Source organism: Pseudoalteromonas sp. Angola-7 (genome assembly GCF_028599255.1).
Lineage (GTDB): Bacteria > Pseudomonadota > Gammaproteobacteria > Enterobacterales > Alteromonadaceae > Pseudoalteromonas > Pseudoalteromonas atlantica.
The window spans coordinates 399,003-417,221 of the sequence record NZ_JAQREL010000003.1 but is presented as its reverse complement, the minus strand read 5'-3'; the positions used below and the strand labels follow the sequence as shown (position 1 = coordinate 417,221).

Here is an 18,219-nt window from a genome sequence, read left to right as displayed (position 1 = left end):
TTTTCCATCTTGGCTAAAAAACCCTTAAAATAGGAGCACGAGTGAACATTGTTACGGAGAGCGACTTGTCGCAATCAATAGTAGAAGTCAAGGATGTTAGCTTTTCGCGAGGCGATAGAACCATATATAAAAATATGAGTTTTAGTGTTCCTAAAGGTAAGATAACAGCGATTATGGGGCCAAGCGGAATTGGCAAAACCACAATGCTACGCTTAATTGGTGGGCAGCTTAAGCCTGACGCCGGCGATATTTTATTCGAAGGTGGCAGTATTCCTAGTATGTCGCGCAAAGAGTTATATGCGGCACGAACCAAAATGAGCATGCTGTTTCAAAGCGGTGCGTTATTTACTGATATGTCGGTATTTGACAACATTGCATTTCCTCTGCGAGAGCACACCAAGTTAAGTGAAGCGTTAATTAAACTAGTCGTATTAATGAAACTGCAAGCGGTGGGTTTACGCGGTGCTAAAGATTTAATGCCTTCTGAGCTTTCTGGTGGTATGGCTAGACGAGCAGCACTTGCACGTGCTATTGCACTGGACCCAGAACTTATTATGTATGATGAGCCTTTTGCCGGCCAAGACCCAATATCTATGGGCGTATTGGTAAAGCTTATTAAGTCGTTAAATGAAGTGCTAGGTTTATCATCCCTTATTGTAACCCACGATGTGACGGAGGTAATGAGTATTGCCGATCACGTTATTATTATTGCCGATCAAGGCGTAATAGGGGCTGGGACACCGGATGAAATGCGTAATCATGAATCTCCATTAGTACAGCAGTTTTTAAAAGGGTTATCGGATGGGCCTGTGCCATTTCATTATCCTGCACAAACGTATGCTGATGAGCTGTTAGGAGAAAACGCTTAATGTTGGATTTATTTCAAAAGTTAGGTCATAAAACGCTGGGGCGTTTTGCTGCATTAGGGCGCTCTGCCAACATGCTTTTTAATGCATTGTGGAATGTACCTAACTTTAAAAAAGGCACACCGCTGTTAGTGCGCCAACTTTATATGGTTGGTTCGCAATCATTATTAATTATTATGGTGTCGGGTTTGTTTATTGGTATGGTGCTTGCGCTGCAAGGTTACACTGTATTGGTTGGCTATGGCGCCGAAGACAGCCTAGGCCCATTAGTTGCGCTTAGTTTATTACGTGAACTAGGCCCTGTGGTTACAGCGCTATTATTTGCAGGGCGCGCTGGAAGTGCGCTAACGGCAGAAATAGGCTTAATGAAAGCCACCGAGCAACTCTCTTCACTAGAAATGATGGCCATTGACCCTCTCAAGCGCATTATTGCACCGCGCTTTTGGGCAGGTTTTATTAGTATGCCATTGCTTGCACTTATTTTTTCTGCGGTTGCCATTATCGGTGCTCATTTAGTTGGGGTTGATTGGTTAGGCGTAGATACCGGCAGCTTTTGGTCGATAATGCAATCGCAAGTATCGTTTCAAGAAGATGTATTAAACGGCATGATAAAAAGTTTTGTATTTGCCATGGTAGTGACCTGGATTGCGCTTTATAAGGGCTACGACTGTATCCCAACCTCAGAAGGGATCAGTAAAGCAACAACAGAAACAGTCGTACACTCATCACTGGCAGTATTAGGGTTTGACTTTATTTTGACAGCGGTAATGTTTACCAGCTAATAGGGTATAGATAATGAATTCACGGAAATTAGAGATTTTAGTTGGCTTTTTTGTCGCATTAGGCATTTTAGCGTTTGCAATGTTAGCACTTAAAGTGGCTAATTCGGGTATTAGCGGGTCGGGCGAAACCTACACGCTAAATGCAAAGTTTGAAAATATCGGCTCACTTAAAGCGCGTGCACCGGTAAAAGTAGGCGGTGTAGTGATTGGCCGTGTTGAATCTATTTATGTACACCCACAGGAGTTTTTGCCTGTGGTAAATATGACGATAGATGCACAGTATTTATGTCGTTTTTCAGACACTAGCTCAATCTCAATTTTAACATCGGGTATTTTAGGGGAGCAGTACTTAGGTATTCACCCTGTTATTTCTCCTAATGCAGCAGAGCAGCGCTGTTTAGGTGAAACAGTAACCGAAAACGCACAAGATCAAGCAATCGATGAGTTATTTGGCGTAGAGAGCAAAGCGTTAGGTGATGGTGATTCAATCACAGATACTAAGTCTGCACTTGTTTTAGAAGAGTTAATTGGGCAGTTTTTATTCAACCAAGGTAGTGAGTAATTATTATGTTGAAACAGTTTTTAGCCGTTATTGCACTTGGTGCAACCCTAGCTGTGCAAAGTGTTAGCGCAGCCGAAGTTAAACTGACAGATCCTAACAAAATGGTGCGTCAGGTAGCAGAGCATACATTTGAGCGCATTAAAAAAGATCAACCGCTTATCACTAAAGATAAAGAGCACCTTCGTGTTATTGTAGAAGAAGAGCTGATGCCTTACATAGACTACAAATATGCAGCACTTCGTGTGTTGGGTAGTGAAGTGTCTAAAGTACGTGCAATTACCGATGAAGCCGAAAAAGCCAAAGCAATTAAAGATATCCAAGAATTTATTGGCGCGTTTAGAGGCTATTTAGTTGCTACTTACGCGGGGGTATTTACTCAATACACTGACCAACATGTAGAATTTGGCGCAGAGCAGCCATTTAAAGGCAAAGATGTAGTTGTAGTAAAAACTAAAATTACAGAAGACGGCAAACCTGACATAAAAATTGATTTTAAAGTGCGTGAAGATCGCAGTGGCGAGTGGCGCGCATACGATATGATTGCAGAAGGAATTAGCTTACTCGATGCAAAACAAAGTGAGCTACAAGGTATTTTACGCCAGCAAGGTATTGCACACGTAAGCAAATTACTAGAGCAAAAGAGCCAGTTACCTGTGCAATTTAGAGGCAACAACAGCAATGACTAAATTGGCAATTAGCCAAGTAGATGAGCAGCACTATAGGGTAAGTGGTGAACTTACCCGCAGCTCAATTGGCAATGAACAGCTTCTGAACGCCAAGTCACTAAGTAAGCATAAAACCATCTATTTTGACCTTTGTGAGGTAATGAGGGTTGACACAGCGGGCTTAGCTTGGTTAATTCACTCTTTTGCTGAATTTAAGCAACAGGGCACACGCCTTGAATTGCAAAATCCACCTGAGCAATTGCAAAATTTAATGCAGTTGGGTCAGGTAACAACTTTATTTGAGTGAGAGTTATGGAAACTAGCCAAGTCGAAACATTATTACGCGACGAACTTCAATTATCTGAAGTAAAAGTAAAAGCCAATGGTAGCCATTATGAAGTAATTGCAGTAGGTGAGTGCTTTGACGGTTTAAGCCGCGTTAAAAAGCAACAGCTAGTTTATGGCCCATTAATGAATACTATTTCAGACGGTACAATTCACGCTGTATCAATTCGTGCATTTACGCCAACTGAGTGGAAGCGTGAACAAAAATTTATTTTACCTCAATAGTTAAGGCCTCTTAATGGATCAGTTTGTAATTCAAGGTGGCACTTCACTTGCGGGTGAAGTAACTATTTCTGGCGCTAAAAATGCCGCATTACCAATTTTGTTTGCCGCACTGCTTGCCGATGGTAAAAGTACATTTACGAATGTTCCTCGCCTTCGCGATATTGTGACCACTGAGGCGCTTTTAAGCACTTTAGGCGCAACTGTAAATTGGCAAGGCGATACACTGTATATTGATGGCGCAACCGTTAATAAAACGCTTGCTCCTTATGATTTAGTTAAGCAAATGCGTGCCTCTGTTTTGGCGCTTGGGCCTTTAGTGGCGCGTTTTGGTGAGGCGCAGGTATCGCTACCTGGTGGCTGTGCTATAGGCGCACGTCCGGTTGATATACATATTCAAGGTTTAGAGCGCATGGGCGCACAAATAAACGTTGAAAATGGTTATATCAATGCAAAGGTAGAAGGCCGCCTTAAAGGTGCTGAAATTTTCATGGAAATGGTTAGTGTTGGCGCAACCGAAAACTTACTAATGGCCGCAGCACTTGCTGATGGTAAAACGGTGCTTGAAAACGCAGCACGCGAGCCCGAAATTATTGACCTGGCCAATTGCCTAATTGCTATGGGTGCAAAAATTACTGGTGCAGGTACAAGCCGTATAGAAATTGATGGCGTAGAGCGTTTAGGCGGCTGTGAACACAGCATTTTACCTGACCGCATTGAAACGGGCACTTTTTTAGTTGCAGCAGCGATGGCTGCAGGCGAAGTACTTTGTAAAAAAACAGATTTTCATTCACTTGAGCCTGTTATTGAAAAATTACGTGCCGCGAATGCATTAGTTGAAGTAAACGATGACAGCATTTATTTAGATATGCGTAATCGTGAGCTCAAAGCCGTTAATATTAAAACCATGCCACACCCTGGTTTTCCAACCGACATGCAAGCGCAGTTCACCGCGTTAAATGTAGTGGCTAATGGTAGTGCAACAATTACCGAAACCATTTTTGAAAACCGCTTTATGCATGTACCAGAGTTACAACGCATGGGCGCTAATATTCGTTTAGAAGGGCACACCGCTATTTGTGGTGAAACGCAAAGTTTAAGTGGCGCACAAGTAATGGCAACCGATTTACGCGCCTCTGCAAGCTTAATTTTAACCGGTATTGTGGCGCAAGGTGAAACGGTAGTCGATCGTATTTACCACGTAGACCGAGGCTATCAACGCATTGAAGATAAACTCAGTGGCTTAGGTGCCAATATTAAGCGCAGAAGTAGCTAATACCCATTCGCAATAATATTTATTTGTTTTGAGGTGAGAGCACACTTGCTCCTAAATTAAGTGCGCTGAGTTAAACACAGTTTACTGTAGACATAAAAAAGGTCGGATACGCGTATTGCTATCCGACCTTTTTATTGCCATTTTGGTTAGAGTTTAGTTTCGAGCTCTGCAACTCTAACCATTATTTTTTCTACTTTACCGTTACGGTACAGCTCAAATTCTATTTCTTTACCGGGCTGTGTATTGCCTATTTTTTCGAGTACTTTTTGCGGGTTGGCCACACTTAACCCTGCAATTTTAATAACGATGTCTTGCTCTTCAATGCCAGCTTGCCATGCAGGACCTAATGGGTCTAAATTGGTGATGCGCATACCTGCAACCTCAGTAAGGCTGTCGTTTACCTCTTTGCCCGTGCTATCAACCGCAGTGCCTTCAAAGCCTAAATAGCCACGTACTACACGGCCATGGCGTATTAGCTTTGCCATTACTTCTTTAGCGAGTGAATAGGGAACAGCAAAAAATATTCCTTGGATATTAAGATTTTCACGGGTTTTAAACTGCGCAGACGTGATCCCCACTAAATCACCATTTGAATTAACCAAAGCACCGCCAGAGTTACCTACATTTATAGCTGCATCCATTTGCAGTAAGTTGTTATAAGGGCTATCGGTAATTTTTTGTTTACCGGTGGCACTAATTATACCTTGGGTGATGGTTTGCCCTAAATTGAGTGGGTTACCAATGGCCAGCACTACATCACCTACACTGGTGGTGTAATTATCGTTTACGGGGATCACCGGCAGGTGGTCGGCGTTAATTTTCAATAAGGCTAAATCGGTAATGGTGTCAAAGCCAATTAACTGCACATCAAAAAAGCGTCGGCCATCGGTTAATATAACCAAGATTTGATCTGCATTATTTATAACGTGGTAGTTAGTTAATATGTAGCCGTCTTGCGCCATAATTACGCCAGAGCCAAGCTCTTGAACGGTGTTTTGTTGCTTATATCGAGGCTCTTTAGAAATGCTTTCTGAAAAAATAGTTACTACCGACGGTGCAGCACGTTTAACCGCGTCAGCAAAACTAAGGTGATTCGAGCTCATAGCACTGGGCAAGGGAACATTAGGGAGTAAAGAGGCGCGCATATTAGGGCTGAAAAAAACCACTAAAAAAGCGATACCTAAACCGACAAACAAAGGGGGAAGTACAAATTTTAGTAATTTCAGCACGAGATTCTTATTGTTAGTGAGCAATTCTTTATGATGGCACAAAAAAAATAACAGCGGCAAGTGCTGCTGTTATTTTTATTGCTTATTTATAACGTGTTACTTATTGGATAAGTACAAAGATAGACTCTCTGCCACGTTTAACGCCAAGTACAATATTACCTTGGGTATCTTCGATAATTTTGTTCATTTGACGAATATTTTCTACACGTTGGCGGTTAACTTGAACAATCACATCACCTTCTTCAAGACCAACACGTGCAGAAGGAGAGCGCGGATCTACTGTGGCGACTTCAATACCTTTAGTGCCATTTTTTTGCACGTTTTCAAGCGTTGCACCTTGGAATGCAGGATGCAGTTCATCGCCTGCGGCGGTTACACCCGATGCACCATCAAGCGTTACTTTAATGGTTTTTACTTTGCCATCGCGGTAAATACCTAATTTAACTTCGCGTCCTTCACCTAACGTTGCTATTTTACTGCGCAGCTCGTGGAAGCCACTAATATCGCTGCCATTAATACTAATAATAACATCGCCAGCTTTAATACCTGCTTTGCTTGCTGCGGTATCATCCATTACTTGCATAACGTAAGCACCTTGTTTAACGTCAAGTTGCTGTGCTTTTGCAAGGCCTGCATCAAGTGGGCGGCCAGAAATACCCAGTGAGCCACGGCGTACTTCGCCATGTTCAATAATTTGGTCGACTAAGTTTTTCATCATATTTGATGGAATGGCAAAGCCAATACCAACATTTCCACCCGAGGCACCTAAAATAGCAGTATTAATACCAATGAGTTCACCATTTAGGTTAACTAAAGCGCCTCCTGAGTTACCTTGGTTAATAGCTGCATCGGTTTGAATAAAGTCTTCGTAGCCTTCAATATTTAAACCACTACGCCCTAATGCACTTACAATGCCCGAGGTTACTGTATGGCTTAAACCAAATGGATTACCAATTGCTACTGCAAAGTCGCCGACACGCAATTTATCTGAATTTGCCAGTTTAACTTCGGTTAAGTCATCTGCATCTATTTGTAATAGCGCAATATCAGACTCTTTATCGGTACCAATTTTGGTGGCTTCAAATTCACGGCCGTCTTCTAGCGTTACCACCATTTTTTCGGCATCTTGAATTACGTGGTTATTTGTTACTACATAGCCTTCGTCGGCATCAATAATAACCCCTGAGCCTAAACCGCTAAATTGGCGCTTTTGACTACGTGGTTGAGGGTTACCAAAAAAGTATTCAAGCGGGTCTGCACGACGGCGCACTTCTTTTGAGCCAGAAACCTGAATGCTCACAACGCCAGGGGTAATTTGCTCAAGCATAGGCGCAAGTGTGGGTAATTGTTGGCCGTTAACTGCAATAGGCAGTTTTGCATAAGAGGCCATTGGGCTTAGTAATAAGCTTGTAGATAAGATTGCAGCACTAATAAGTGATAATTTCATTTTCATAGTCAGGGTGTACTCCACATCACAGGAAAAGCAAAAAGGCTGCATAAGCAGCCTTTTCGAATTTAAATATAAAGCTGTTACATTTAAAGACTATGGGGTCAAAAAAAAGTTCCTCAAGATAGCACTAACATTTTAGCGTGCTCAGTGTGTTAAGAGGCTTTTGCAGGTTTTGTATCGCCATTTTGCCCTGCAAATAAACCAGACTCACCCGAGACGTAATCGGCAGGTTGTGCTTGTGCCGATGAACGGTCAATCTCGCGCTCTTTTAAAGACGCTTGTAATTGCTCTGTTGTTTCTTTAGAGAAAAACGGCTCGCTAGGCGCTTTGTTTTTATCATCAAGTAAGAGTTGATTGGTTTCTTCAACATGGCTGAGTAGTTGGTCGTAGTTTTCTTTCATTTTATTCACAAGCTTACCTGTGCTTGCTAAATGATCGGCCACATCTTGGCGATACTGCTCAAGCGCGTTTTGTGCTTGCTCGGCTTGTTCTTTTAATTCATCTTGCTTAAATTGCTTTTTAGTAACGAATGCACCAACAAAAAATGCCACTACAGCAGTAATAATAATTAAACCTACCCACGTAACTGTGCCCATAACTTCACCCCTTTGGGAAAAATATCTAATAATGCCTGATTCAAATATAAATCATCCTGTGGGTAATATACCCCGAGTTAAGATGCGTGTTAATATGTTGTGCAAATTAAACTGTGTTTAAAATGTAATTAGATATGACTCCTTGGCAAACTTACCAGCAAGATCTTAAGCGCGATGACTTTGTACATGACCAAGCACAAGAAAATGCAGTGCGCCATTTACAACGTTTATACGATGACCTCACAAATAAAAAACCACAGCAACAAGGCTTTTTTGCAAAGTTGTTTAATAAAAGCGAACCTGAGCCAATTAAAGGGCTTTATTTTTGGGGGGGTGTAGGGCGTGGTAAAACCTATTTAGTAGATACCTTTTACGAAGCGCTGCCAGGTGAGCGTAAAATGCGTGTGCATTTTCATCGCTTTATGCACCGAGTTCACGATGAACTAAAAAAGCTAAATAATAAAAGCAATCCACTGGAAATTGTTGCCGACATATTTAAAGCCGAAACCGATATCATCTGCTTTGATGAATTCTTTGTTCAAGATATTACAGATGCCATGTTACTCGGCGGCTTAATGCAAGCATTATTTGCTCGCAATATAGTATTAGTCGCTACCTCTAATATAGTACCTGATGATTTATATAAAAACGGCTTACAGCGTGCGCGTTTTATTCCGGCCATTGAACTGGTAAAAGCGAACACAGAAATAGTAAATGTAGACTCTGGTATTGATTATCGCTTGCGTACACTTGAGCAAGCCGAAATATTTCACAGCCCGTTAGATGAGCAAGCCGATAAAAACTTATTTGAATATTTTGATAAGCTATCGCCAGAGGCGGGGGAGCTTGATCAACCCATAGAAATAGAAGGGCGCTTAATCAACACACGCAAAGTGGCTAAGTGTGTAGTGATGTTTGAATTTAGCGAATTGTGCGAAACCGCACGTAGCCAAGTCGACTACATGGAAATTAGCCGCTTATATAACACTGTTATTATTTCTAATGTTAAACAGCTTGGACAAAATAATGATGATGCAGCTAGGCGCTTTATCGCTTTAGTGGATGAGTTTTACGAGCGACATGTAACATTAATTATTTCGGCTGAAAAACCGATCACGCAGCTTTATACCCAAGGCAATCTTAACTTTGAATTTAAGCGCTGCATTAGCCGCCTGCAAGAAATGCAGTCTTTAGAGTATTTAGCAAAAGAGCATTTAGCATAGCGCTAATACGACCGTAGCGACTCTTTAAAGTGCCCTTATTGTTGTTTTTATATAAATGCATAAATTTTTGTAATTTTCTTGTGGAAAAAACAACCGCTCGGTAGCAATGTGTTTTAAGTGCTGGTATACTCCCGCGTCTGCCACGTTGCGTTCTATGTCCTCATATAGTTTAGCCACTTGTGAGCGGCGCTAAAGTCTAAAACTCGAAGGGGTTATAGCATACTTAGAGCGGTAGTTAATAATAACTGCCTGTGGTTTTAATTGAAAAACATTGGATTTTTATAAATGAAAACGTTTGTTGCTAAACCAGAAACAGTAAAACGTGACTGGTACGTAGTTGACGCTGAAGGTAAAACTTTAGGTCGCATCGCTACTGAAATCGCTCATCGCCTACGCGGTAAGCACAAAGCTGAATACACTCCACACGTAGATACTGGTGATTACATCATCGTTATCAACGCTGAGAAAGTTACTGTAACTGGTAACAAATTCAAAGATAAAGTGTACTACGCTCATACTGGTTTCCCAGGTGGTCTTAAGTCTACTACTTTTGATAAACTTCAAGCTGCAAAGCCTGAAATGATCATCGAAAAAGCTGTTAAAGGCATGTTGCCACGTGGTCCTTTAGGCCGCGCTATGTACCGTAAACTTAAAGTTTACGCAGGTACTGAGCACAACCATGCTGCACAACAGCCTCAGGTTCTAGACATTTAAGGAGCACTATCATGGCAAATCAATACTACGGTACAGGTCGTCGTAAAAGTTCAAGTGCTCGCGTATTCTTACGCCCAGGCACTGGTAACATCGTAATCAACAAGCGCTCTTTAGAAGAGTACTTTGGTCGCGAAACAGCACGCATGGTTGTTCGTCAAGCTCTTGAGCTTGTTGACATGACTGAAAAATTTGACCTTCACATCACCGTTGCCGGTGGTGGTACAACTGGTCAAGCTGGTGCTATCCGTCACGGTATCACTCGTGCACTTATGGAGTTTGACGAGTCATTACGTCCACAACTTCGTAAAGCAGGTTTTGTTACACGTGATGCACGTAAAGTTGAACGTAAGAAAGTGGGTCTTAAGAAAGCGCGTAAGCGTCCACAGTTCTCAAAACGTTAATTTTTACGTTATCAAGAATTCAAAAACCCAGCTTATGCTGGGTTTTTTGTTTTTGGCATTAAAATTTAAGTACTTACCTACCTCAAGCCCGCTTTTTTAAGGCTAGGCGCTGATCATATTTTATAAATACTGCGTATTTAATGTACGAAAGCTTTAAAATACCCATTTCGCTGCAAAAAAGTTAAATAATTATCGCAATTAGTGTAAATCCATCAGTTAATTGGTGGAATTTTTTGCTACAATTGGCTGGCAAGTAGTATGAGCAAGTTCAACATCACCATGTACAGTTTATCTGTTTCCTCGTAGTGGGGTTGATCTTGGTCAGTATATTGTTTTTACAGAAGCGCTATTATAGTCATTCGGCTTTATTCTCGAGCTTACTTTATCAAACTATTGATCAAGTCGGGTTATTCGAGCGTGAGGCTGTGAATAACCTTGTTTTAATCAAGGGTTTTAATTATGATCGCTTCTATTTTAAAAATTTCGAAAAATTAACCTGCTGTAACTGATGTTCTCAATATAGCAAGTGTTGGGAATCATAGTGGAGATAAGTGGATGAGCAATGCGCCTGTAGACAATGGCCGACGTCGCTTTTTAACCATAGCTACCTCTGTTGTAGGTGGTGTTGGTGCGGCTGGGGCTGCTGTTCCTTTTATTGCGTCTTGGAATCCAAGTGAGCGAGCTAAATCTGCGGGTGCGCCTGTAGAAGTAGATATCAGCAAACTTGAGCCAGGACAATTAATACGTGTCGAGTGGCGTGGTAAACCTGTATGGGTTGTATCACGTACCCCTAAAATGCTTGAGCAGATGAAAGAACATGAAGGTCAACTTCGTGATCCGCAATCGCAAGAGCCACAACAACTAGAATCATCAACAAATGATTACCGTTCATTACGCCCAGAGATTTTTGTCGCTGTTGGTATTTGTACGCATTTAGGGTGTTCTCCAGGCTTTTTCCAAGGTAACTTTAGTGAAAAAGTTGAAGGGACAGATGATGGTTTTTACTGTCCATGTCACGGTTCTAAATTTGATATGGCTGGGCGAGTATTTCAATCAGTTCCTGCACCATTGAACTTAGAAGTACCACCTTATACTTTTCTTGATGAAACCACTATTTTAGTGGGCGAAGAAAAAGGGGTAGCCTAATGTTTGGTAAAATTGTTAGTTGGATTGACGACCGTATCCCAATGACACGTGTTTGGAACATGCACATTGCACAGTATCCAGCACCTAAAAACTTTAACTTCTGGTACTTTTTTGGCTCACTAGCCATGTTAGTACTAGTAAACCAAATACTTACTGGTATTTGGTTAACGATGAACTTTGTTCCCTCTTCTGAAGGCGCTTTCGCATCAGTAGAGTACATCATGCGTGATGTTGAATACGGTTGGTTATTACGTTATTTACACTCAACGGGTGCATCTGCGTTTTTCATCGTTGTTTATATGCATATGTTCCGTGGCATGATCTACGGCTCTTACCAAAAACCACGTGAATTACTGTGGTTGTTCGGTATGTTTATTTTCTTAGCATTAATGGCTGAAGCCTTCATGGGTTACTTACTACCATGGGGTCAAATGTCGTTCTGGGGTGCGCAGGTAATCATTTCGTTATTCGGGGCTATTCCGGTAATTGGTGATGACTTAACACTTTGGATCCGTGGTGACTACGTAATATCGGGTGCAACGCTTAACCGCTTCTTTGCATTACACGTTATTGCACTACCATTGGTTATTGTAATTTTAGTGTTCTTACACATTGTTGCGCTACACGAAGTGGGCTCTAACAACCCTGACGGTGTTGAAATAAAACGCAAAAAAGGCACTGTGGCTGAAGAAGATAAGTCTAAATTTAAATTCCATGAGTATTACACCGACAAAAAAGACATTGTTGATGCGATACCGTTCCACCCGTACTACACAGTAAAAGATATTGTGGGCGTGGTTGGTTTCTTAATCTTGTTCTGTTGGGTTGTATTCTTTATGCCTGCGATGAATGGTTTCTTCCTAGAAGCGCCAAACTTTGAAGCAGCAAACCCACTTAAAACACCAGAGCACATTTTCCCAGTTTGGTACTTTACGCCATTCTATGCAATCTTACGTGCAATCCCTGATAAGCTTATCGGTGTTGCGGCAATGGGTGCGTCAATTGTGGTACTCGCATTGTTACCGTGGATTGACCGTGGTCGTGTTAAATCGGTTCGTTACCGTTGTGGTTTCCACAAATGGAACATTGCAGGTTTCGTTGTAACTTTCGTTCTTTTAGGTTGGGTGGGTGCAACGCCACAAACTGATATGAAAACGATAATTTCTCAAATCTGTACTGTGACTTACTTTATGTTCTTCGTACTGTTATTTATATACAGTAAGAATGAAAAAACTAAGCCATTGCCTGAGAGGTTAACGAAATGATGAAAAAGCTACTTATTGGTGTATTTGCTTTATCAGTAAACTTGCTGCCTAACATGGTTATGGCTGCGGGTCCTTCGGTTCCTCTTATGGAAGCGGGTAACGATATATCTGATCAGCCTTCTTTGCAGCGCGGCGCAAAGTTGTTCATGAACTACTGTCTTGGTTGTCACCAAATGCAGTATCAACGTTATGAACGTACTTTCCGTGATATTGGTATTCCAACCGAGCTTGGCAAAGAGCAATTGATTTTTGATGGTTCAAAAGTAGGTGGCCATATTCTTAACGCTATCGCAAAAGAAGATGCTGCTAAATGGTTTGGTGCGGCTCCGCCGGATTTAACCAATGTGGCGCGTGTGCGTGGCAGTGATTGGATTTACACTTACTTAAAATCGTTTTATAAAGATGAATCTCGTCCGTTTGGCGTAAATAATACGTTATTCCCATCGGTGGGTATGCCACATGTTCTTCAAGAACTACAAGGTTTACCAACACCTATCATTGAAGAAGTTGAACAACATGGTCAAACAGTGACTAAAGTTGTTGGTACTGAAACAGATGGTAAGGGCGAATTAAGCGTTGATGAGTACGATCAAGCGGTTCGTGATTTAACGAATTTCTTAGAGTATGTAGGTGAACCTACACGCCTTGAGTCAGAAGCGTTAGGTATTAAGGTAATTGGATTTTTAGTTATCCTGTTTATCTTGGCATTTATGCTTAAGAAAGAATACTGGAGAGATGTTCATTAATTTGAGCATTTTACAAGGTAATTTTGCAATAGGGGCTTAAGCCCCTATTGCTGTTTTAGTTATTTAATGGAGGTATAGGCATGGCCGTAGCTGCCAATAAGCGCCCTGTAATGACCCTTTTTTCTGGTGCTAACTGTATGTATAGCCACCAAGTACGTATTGTACTTGCAGAGAAAGGTGTAAGTGTAGATATTCATTTGGCTGAAAAGGATAACTTGCCAGAGGCACTTCACGAAATTAACCCTTACGGTACAGTACCCACACTGATTGACCGTGAGCTTGGCTTATATCAGGCAAACATCATCATGGAATACCTTGATGAACGTTTCCCTCATCCTCCACTAATGCCTGTGTATCCGGTAATGCGTGGTCGTAGCCGTTTAATGATGCACCGTATTGATACTGATTGGTACAGCCTTGCTGAAAAAATCATTAACAATACAGCAGATGCTGCACAAGCTCGTAAAGAGTTAACTGAAGCGTTACTTGCAATTGCACCAATCTTTAACGAAGCTCCATACTTTATGAGTGAAGAGTTTAGCTTAGTGGATTGTTATTTAGCACCACTATTATGGCGTTTACCAGAGTTTGGTATTGAGCTTAATGGCTCTGGCGCTAAAGAGCTAAAAGAGTACATGATCCGCTTATTTGAGCGTGAGTCATTCCAAGCTTCTTTAACTGAAGCAGAGCGTGAGATCCGTTTATAATGACGCCTAATCGTCCTTATTTACTACGTGCTTTTTTTGATTGGATCGTAGATAACGACTGCACACCACATTTAGTGGTTGATGCGCAGTACCCAGCAGTACAAGTGCCTACGCAGTTTGTACAAGATGGCCAAATAGTGCTTAATATTAGCCCTTCTGCCGTTACTGGGTTTTCGTTAGATATGGAACAACTAAGCTTTAATGCGCGCTTTGGCGGACAGCCAATGCAAGTATATGTGCCTTTAGGTGCGGTGCTTGCTATTTATGCGCGTGAAAATGGCGAAGGAACAGTCTTTACTGCAGATGAGTTTTTAGAGGACGAAGACGATCTTGCACCTGACCTTGAAAGTGTGGAAACATCAGATGAAATTATTGATGAAACCCCGCCAGAAAAGCCAGAAAAGAAAAAAGGCTCACATTTACGCGTTATCAAGTAACGCTTAAATACAAAAAAAACCGCTAATTAAGCGGTTTTTTTATGTGCCTTATCAACGGCTTTTTATGTATTTTATAAATATTCGAACACTTTAATAACGCGCTCTACACCCGATACATTGCGTGCAATGTTAACCGCTTGGTTAGACTCAGATTCAGATACTAATCCCATTAAAAATACTTCAGCGTTTTCGGTCACTACTTTAATATTATTGCTCGGTATATCTTTAGCTGTTAAAAGCTGTGCTTTTACTTTAGAGGTTAGCCACGAGTCGTGCGTTTGTGTGGTAATACCAATATTTGACCCAATTCTAATTTGGTTATGTATTTTACGTATACCTGAGAGCCCCTCAATGCTCTGCTGAGCTTGGTTTTTCATTTCTTGATTGGCAACCTGACCTACCAGTAAAACAATGCCATTAACGCTTATAGCGTCTACATTGGCGAATTTTTCTAGTCGTTCAACTTCACTAAGCGCAATACTGGCTTTAATTTCTATATTATTGTCGTCTATTTGCGAGCCAATGGTGCGGCGATCATTTGCTGCTGTTACTGCACCAGCTGTTCCTGCAACCACTGCGGCTGCACAGCCTTGCAGTAAAACAACAGTACCTAAAACAATAAGAGAGCGTTTAAACATAATTTTCATCCTGCGGGAAAAGAGTTAAATCAACCAGTTCACTTAAGCAATGTAAGTTAACTAAGTGAGATTCAATAATGCGGCTAGGGCGCTTAGAAGGCGTACGAATTTCTACATCATTAGGGCCTAATAAGCCAACGAGTTCTCCACCATCGTCACCTACCATCACTATGACCTTCATATCTTTAGTAAGTGCAGCTTCTACAGCAGAAATAATATGTTTTTCGTTGCCATTAATTGCTAACGCAAGCAGTAAGTCGCCTTGTTGTGCAAAGGCACGTACTTGGCGAGCAAAGGTATCATGCTCATCTACTTGGCTACTTTGCCCTAAATTGATGTTTTCTTGAGATAGCGCAATAGCAGGTAAACAGGGGCGTTCTGTTTCGTAGTGATTAACTAATACGCCGGCCATGTGCTGCGCTAGCATATGGCAGTTTGCCGTGCCACAGCAAAGGAGTTTGTTACCATTAATTAAACTTTGTGCAATGGTAAATGCCGCAGACTCTAGTGCGCTTGGCAGTACTTCGCCTGCTGCTATTTGTACTTGAATGCTTTCTGTAAAAATTTCTTTAATTGTATCTTGCATAGACTACCAATAATTTATTCGTCATTTTTGTTTGTTGCTGGGCGTTTTACTAATCTGTTTGCGTGGTGTTAAAGTACGCTTTTGATCCAATTTATATTGCCAGAGCCTTCACCTGTAATGGCAACGTAGTCGACTCTTATAGGCTGATTAGTTAAGTTTTTTGCTGCCAAGTAGTGATAAATAGTGCGTTTTAGTCGTGCTTGTTTTTGTGCGCCAAGGGCATAATTTGCACCGCCTCTAGCATTGTTTTTACGAAACTTAACTTCTACAAATACAAGCGTATCGCCGTGTTTCATAATTACATCAAGCTCACCAAAGGGGCAATAATAATTACGCTCAATAGGCGTAAGCCCTTCACGGGTTAAGTATTTTTCTGCTTGGCGTTCATAGTACTGGCCTTTTTCTCGGCTATTTTGCCACAGCTCTTTAAACCACGACATAGCCGCTCCAGATTAATCAAACGTAAGCGTAGTGCTTTCGTTGGCTGATTGCATAAATAAAGGCACGGGCTGCTTTGTTTCTAGCTGTACGGCTTTTATGCGTCTATTTGTGTATTGTGCCCAATCAAGCGTACGCTCTATGTGTCCGCTTGTATTTACCGAAAGCTTCCCACTTAAACCTGTAAACTTATTACCGGGCATTACACTCAATTGCCTAATGTCGCTTAGCACCGACACGGCATCGTAAGCCATAGCAAATAGGCGTTGGCTTATATCGGCATTTTCAGGCCACAGCGTGTTGTATTGGTTGCGTAAATTATGTTGTTTAACTGTCGCATTAAGCATCCACGGAAGCTCTGTAAAGTAAAGCCCTTCTAAATCGCCTTTATCGGTGCGATCTATTTGTTTACTATGGCTTTTAGAGCTGGCATAAAGCGGGATCCGCTGTGCAAAAGTACTTACATTTACATCTAAATAAGGTTTTATCAGGCGTGTTTCTATAGCGTCGCCTAAAATGTAAATCGCATCAATATCGCTACGAGAGCGGGTTTCACTTTCTACTTCTTGTTTAAATAAAGACTTAACCGTTTTAATACGCTGCTTAGATTTATCAACCTCTAACAAGCTTGTAATTGTGTTTGGCATGTCTTTGTTATCGTTATAAAACCCAATTTGCGGTTTTGTTTCGCTATAGCGCTGCCACTGAATATTAAAGTAATCAACCAAACGCTGACCATTGGCATTATTAGGCGCTAATAACATAGGCTTTTGATAACCTTTAGCTAAAAAGTGCTCCAGCGCTTGCTGCACTTCATGCTCAGGGTTTAAAGCAAAAAAGTAATGTTGCAGCGAGAGTCGCTCACCATCAAATGTATTTAAGTGTAATGTTGGGGTATCAATAAGTGTTTTAGCTTGTGCAAGTTTATCTATATTCGCTTTTAATAGTGGCCCAATCACAAAGTCGGGATTAAATTGACTCAGCTGCTCGCTTAGCACTTGGGTTGAAAGGTTCTCATCTATAAAAACAGTGTCGCTAATAGTTTGCTTATCAAGCCCTGCCAAAATGCCGGCTTTTAGGGCGTCACCTAAACGCTCATTTGCGCCTGATTGCGGTAAAAGTACAGCTAAACGCTCTATATTAACTGGTGCTAGGTCGGCTAGGGCTTCATCTTGCTCGGGTAAAATAGCTACGGCAGGGTGCCCAGGGTAGCGACGGCGCCAATTATTGATGGCTTGGTCAAGCTCTACACCGCTATTTGCATATACTTGGTGGTATAAAGCTAAGTTAGTCCAACCTTGTTGAATAACAGAGCCACGATTAAAGCGCTCCAGCGCATAAGAAGACAGCTTTGTTAAGTTATCCCACAGCGCACTTTGTAGAGCAGGGATCTCAATATTATTTTTATTCGCAGTTTCTGAGGCTCTAAAAAAATAAGGTGCGGCGCGCTTAGGAAAGTTTTGCGATGCATATATGCAAGCAGTTAAATATTGATGCCAAGCAAAGTGTTCAGGCTGTTTAAGCTGGCCATCGAGCGATTGCAAAATAACGAGCGCTTGGTCGTTTTTATTTTGCTGCTTTTGTGCATAAGCAATGTATAAGCGGTTCTGAATTTTATCTACACTTGGGGTTTGCTCAAGCTCATTACAAATGTTTTCAAGTAACGGCCAGCTTTGCTCCGAAATAGCCGCATCACGCGCACTATAAAGCAATTGAATTTTGTCGGCACCGGTACGATTAAGCGCTAATTTATAAATAGCATCGGCACTGGTTGCTTGATTTTGCAGCGCATTCGCACTGGTGTTAATGCTATCGCTATTTTTAGTTGGTTTTTCGGTTGTGCTACAGGCCGATAACCCTGACAATATAATTAATAGACTAACAAGTTTAAGTCGCACAATGATTTCCCAATACGTTAACGCGAT

At 41.5% G+C, this 18,219-nt stretch carries 22 protein-coding genes; 15 read left to right on the top strand and 7 right to left on the bottom strand.

What is annotated here, in order from left to right; translation table 11 throughout:
- The first annotated feature begins 77 nt into the window (after positions 1–77).
- From PSH50_RS06765 to murA, 7 genes are read left to right on the top strand one after another with little or no spacing between them, the layout of a single operon-like run.
- Positions 78–869: an ATP-binding cassette domain-containing protein gene (locus PSH50_RS06765; protein WP_223230609.1), complete on the top strand. Its 792-nt coding sequence runs from the start codon at positions 78–80 to the stop codon at positions 867–869.
- Entirely contained in the window at positions 869–1,648 is a 780-nt protein-coding gene (gene mlaE, locus PSH50_RS06760; protein WP_024033330.1) for a lipid asymmetry maintenance ABC transporter permease subunit MlaE, read from the top strand. The genes PSH50_RS06765 and mlaE overlap by 1 nt, the downstream gene beginning before the upstream one ends.
- A gap of 13 nt (positions 1,649–1,661) precedes the next feature.
- Positions 1,662–2,210 (top strand): outer membrane lipid asymmetry maintenance protein MlaD, encoded by a 549-nt coding sequence (gene mlaD / locus PSH50_RS06755; RefSeq protein ID WP_004589094.1) that lies wholly within the window; start codon positions 1,662–1,664, stop codon positions 2,208–2,210.
- 5 nt (positions 2,211–2,215) lie between these two features.
- Positions 2,216–2,896 carry a phospholipid-binding protein MlaC gene (locus tag PSH50_RS06750; RefSeq protein ID WP_004589095.1) on the top strand — a complete coding sequence of 227 codons (681 nt, stop codon included), beginning with the start codon at positions 2,216–2,218 and terminating at the stop codon, positions 2,894–2,896.
- On the top strand, positions 2,889–3,182 hold the full coding sequence (locus PSH50_RS06745; RefSeq protein ID WP_024033329.1) for a lipid asymmetry maintenance protein MlaB: 294 nt from the start codon (positions 2,889–2,891) through the stop codon (positions 3,180–3,182). The genes PSH50_RS06750 and PSH50_RS06745 overlap by 8 nt, the downstream gene beginning before the upstream one ends.
- 5 nt (positions 3,183–3,187) lie before the next feature.
- Positions 3,188–3,445: a BolA family protein gene (locus PSH50_RS06740; RefSeq protein ID WP_004589097.1), complete on the top strand. Its 258-nt coding sequence runs from the start codon at positions 3,188–3,190 to the stop codon at positions 3,443–3,445.
- Between the two features lie 13 nt (positions 3,446–3,458).
- Positions 3,459–4,718: a UDP-N-acetylglucosamine 1-carboxyvinyltransferase gene (gene murA / locus PSH50_RS06735; RefSeq protein ID WP_004589098.1), complete on the top strand. Its 1,260-nt coding sequence runs from the start codon at positions 3,459–3,461 to the stop codon at positions 4,716–4,718.
- 146 nt (positions 4,719–4,864) lie between these two features.
- On the opposite strand, the gene PSH50_RS06730 is transcribed toward murA, so the two are convergent.
- The 3 genes from PSH50_RS06730 to PSH50_RS06720 all read right to left on the bottom strand — a co-directional run bounded on the left by PSH50_RS06730 (position 4,865) and on the right by PSH50_RS06720 (position 7,993).
- Complete coding sequence (locus tag PSH50_RS06730; protein ID WP_024033328.1) at positions 4,865–5,947, bottom strand: trypsin-like peptidase domain-containing protein; 1,083 nt, start codon at positions 5,945–5,947, stop codon at positions 4,865–4,867.
- 100 nt (positions 5,948–6,047) lie between these two features.
- Positions 6,048–7,400 carry a Do family serine endopeptidase gene (locus tag PSH50_RS06725; protein ID WP_004589100.1) on the bottom strand — a complete coding sequence of 451 codons (1,353 nt, stop codon included), beginning with the start codon at positions 7,398–7,400 and terminating at the stop codon, positions 6,048–6,050.
- Positions 7,401–7,549: 149 nt separating this feature from the next.
- Positions 7,550–7,993, bottom strand: coding sequence for a YhcB family protein (locus PSH50_RS06720; protein WP_273609427.1), 444 nt, complete (start codon positions 7,991–7,993; stop codon positions 7,550–7,552).
- Between the two features lie 134 nt (positions 7,994–8,127).
- Between PSH50_RS06720 and zapE the strand changes: the two genes are divergently transcribed.
- The 8 genes from zapE (at position 8,128) to PSH50_RS06680 (ending at position 14,632) form a co-directional block, all read left to right on the top strand.
- Positions 8,128–9,216 carry a cell division protein ZapE gene (zapE, locus tag PSH50_RS06715; protein ID WP_024033326.1) on the top strand — a complete coding sequence of 363 codons (1,089 nt, stop codon included), beginning with the start codon at positions 8,128–8,130 and terminating at the stop codon, positions 9,214–9,216.
- Between the two features lie 285 nt (positions 9,217–9,501).
- Positions 9,502–9,930, top strand: coding sequence for a 50S ribosomal protein L13 (rplM, locus tag PSH50_RS06710; protein WP_004589103.1), 429 nt, complete (start codon positions 9,502–9,504; stop codon positions 9,928–9,930).
- 8 nt (positions 9,931–9,938) lie between these two features.
- Positions 9,939–10,331: a 30S ribosomal protein S9 gene (gene rpsI, locus PSH50_RS06705; protein WP_024600778.1), complete on the top strand. Its 393-nt coding sequence runs from the start codon at positions 9,939–9,941 to the stop codon at positions 10,329–10,331.
- Between the two features lie 555 nt (positions 10,332–10,886).
- Positions 10,887–11,477, top strand: a complete 591-nt coding sequence (gene petA / locus PSH50_RS06700; protein WP_004589105.1) for a ubiquinol-cytochrome c reductase iron-sulfur subunit — start codon at positions 10,887–10,889, stop codon at positions 11,475–11,477.
- Positions 11,477–12,742, top strand: a complete 1,266-nt coding sequence (locus PSH50_RS06695) for a cytochrome b N-terminal domain-containing protein (RefSeq protein WP_004589106.1) — start codon at positions 11,477–11,479, stop codon at positions 12,740–12,742. Before petA ends, PSH50_RS06695 begins: the two co-directional genes overlap by 1 nt.
- Positions 12,739–13,488 (top strand): cytochrome c1, encoded by a 750-nt coding sequence (locus tag PSH50_RS06690; RefSeq protein WP_024033324.1) that lies wholly within the window; start codon positions 12,739–12,741, stop codon positions 13,486–13,488. The genes PSH50_RS06695 and PSH50_RS06690 overlap by 4 nt, the downstream gene beginning before the upstream one ends.
- 80 nt (positions 13,489–13,568) lie before the next feature.
- A complete protein-coding gene (gene sspA / locus PSH50_RS06685; protein ID WP_004589108.1) occupies positions 13,569–14,195 on the top strand; it encodes a stringent starvation protein SspA in 627 nt (208 codons plus the stop codon).
- The gene (locus tag PSH50_RS06680; RefSeq protein WP_273609426.1) at positions 14,195–14,632 is read left to right on the top strand and encodes a ClpXP protease specificity-enhancing factor; all 438 of its coding nucleotides are present in this window, start codon (positions 14,195–14,197) and stop codon (positions 14,630–14,632) included. The genes sspA and PSH50_RS06680 overlap by 1 nt, the downstream gene beginning before the upstream one ends.
- Before the next feature lie 71 nt (positions 14,633–14,703).
- Here the strand turns inward: PSH50_RS06680 and dolP are convergent, their stop codons facing one another.
- The 4 genes from dolP to PSH50_RS06660 all read right to left on the bottom strand — a co-directional run bounded on the left by dolP (position 14,704) and on the right by PSH50_RS06660 (position 18,192).
- Complete coding sequence (gene dolP / locus PSH50_RS06675) at positions 14,704–15,270, bottom strand: division/outer membrane stress-associated lipid-binding lipoprotein (protein ID WP_004589110.1); 567 nt, start codon at positions 15,268–15,270, stop codon at positions 14,704–14,706.
- Entirely contained in the window at positions 15,263–15,856 is a 594-nt protein-coding gene (locus tag PSH50_RS06670; RefSeq protein WP_004589111.1) for an SIS domain-containing protein, read from the bottom strand. The genes dolP and PSH50_RS06670 overlap by 8 nt, the downstream gene beginning before the upstream one ends.
- A 68-nt stretch (positions 15,857–15,924) precedes the next feature.
- Entirely contained in the window at positions 15,925–16,296 is a 372-nt protein-coding gene (locus PSH50_RS06665) for a YraN family protein (protein ID WP_004589112.1), read from the bottom strand.
- Positions 16,297–16,308: 12 nt separating this feature from the next.
- Positions 16,309–18,192: a penicillin-binding protein activator gene (locus PSH50_RS06660; protein WP_273609425.1), complete on the bottom strand. Its 1,884-nt coding sequence runs from the start codon at positions 18,190–18,192 to the stop codon at positions 16,309–16,311.
- Positions 18,193–18,219 lie beyond the last annotated feature (27 nt).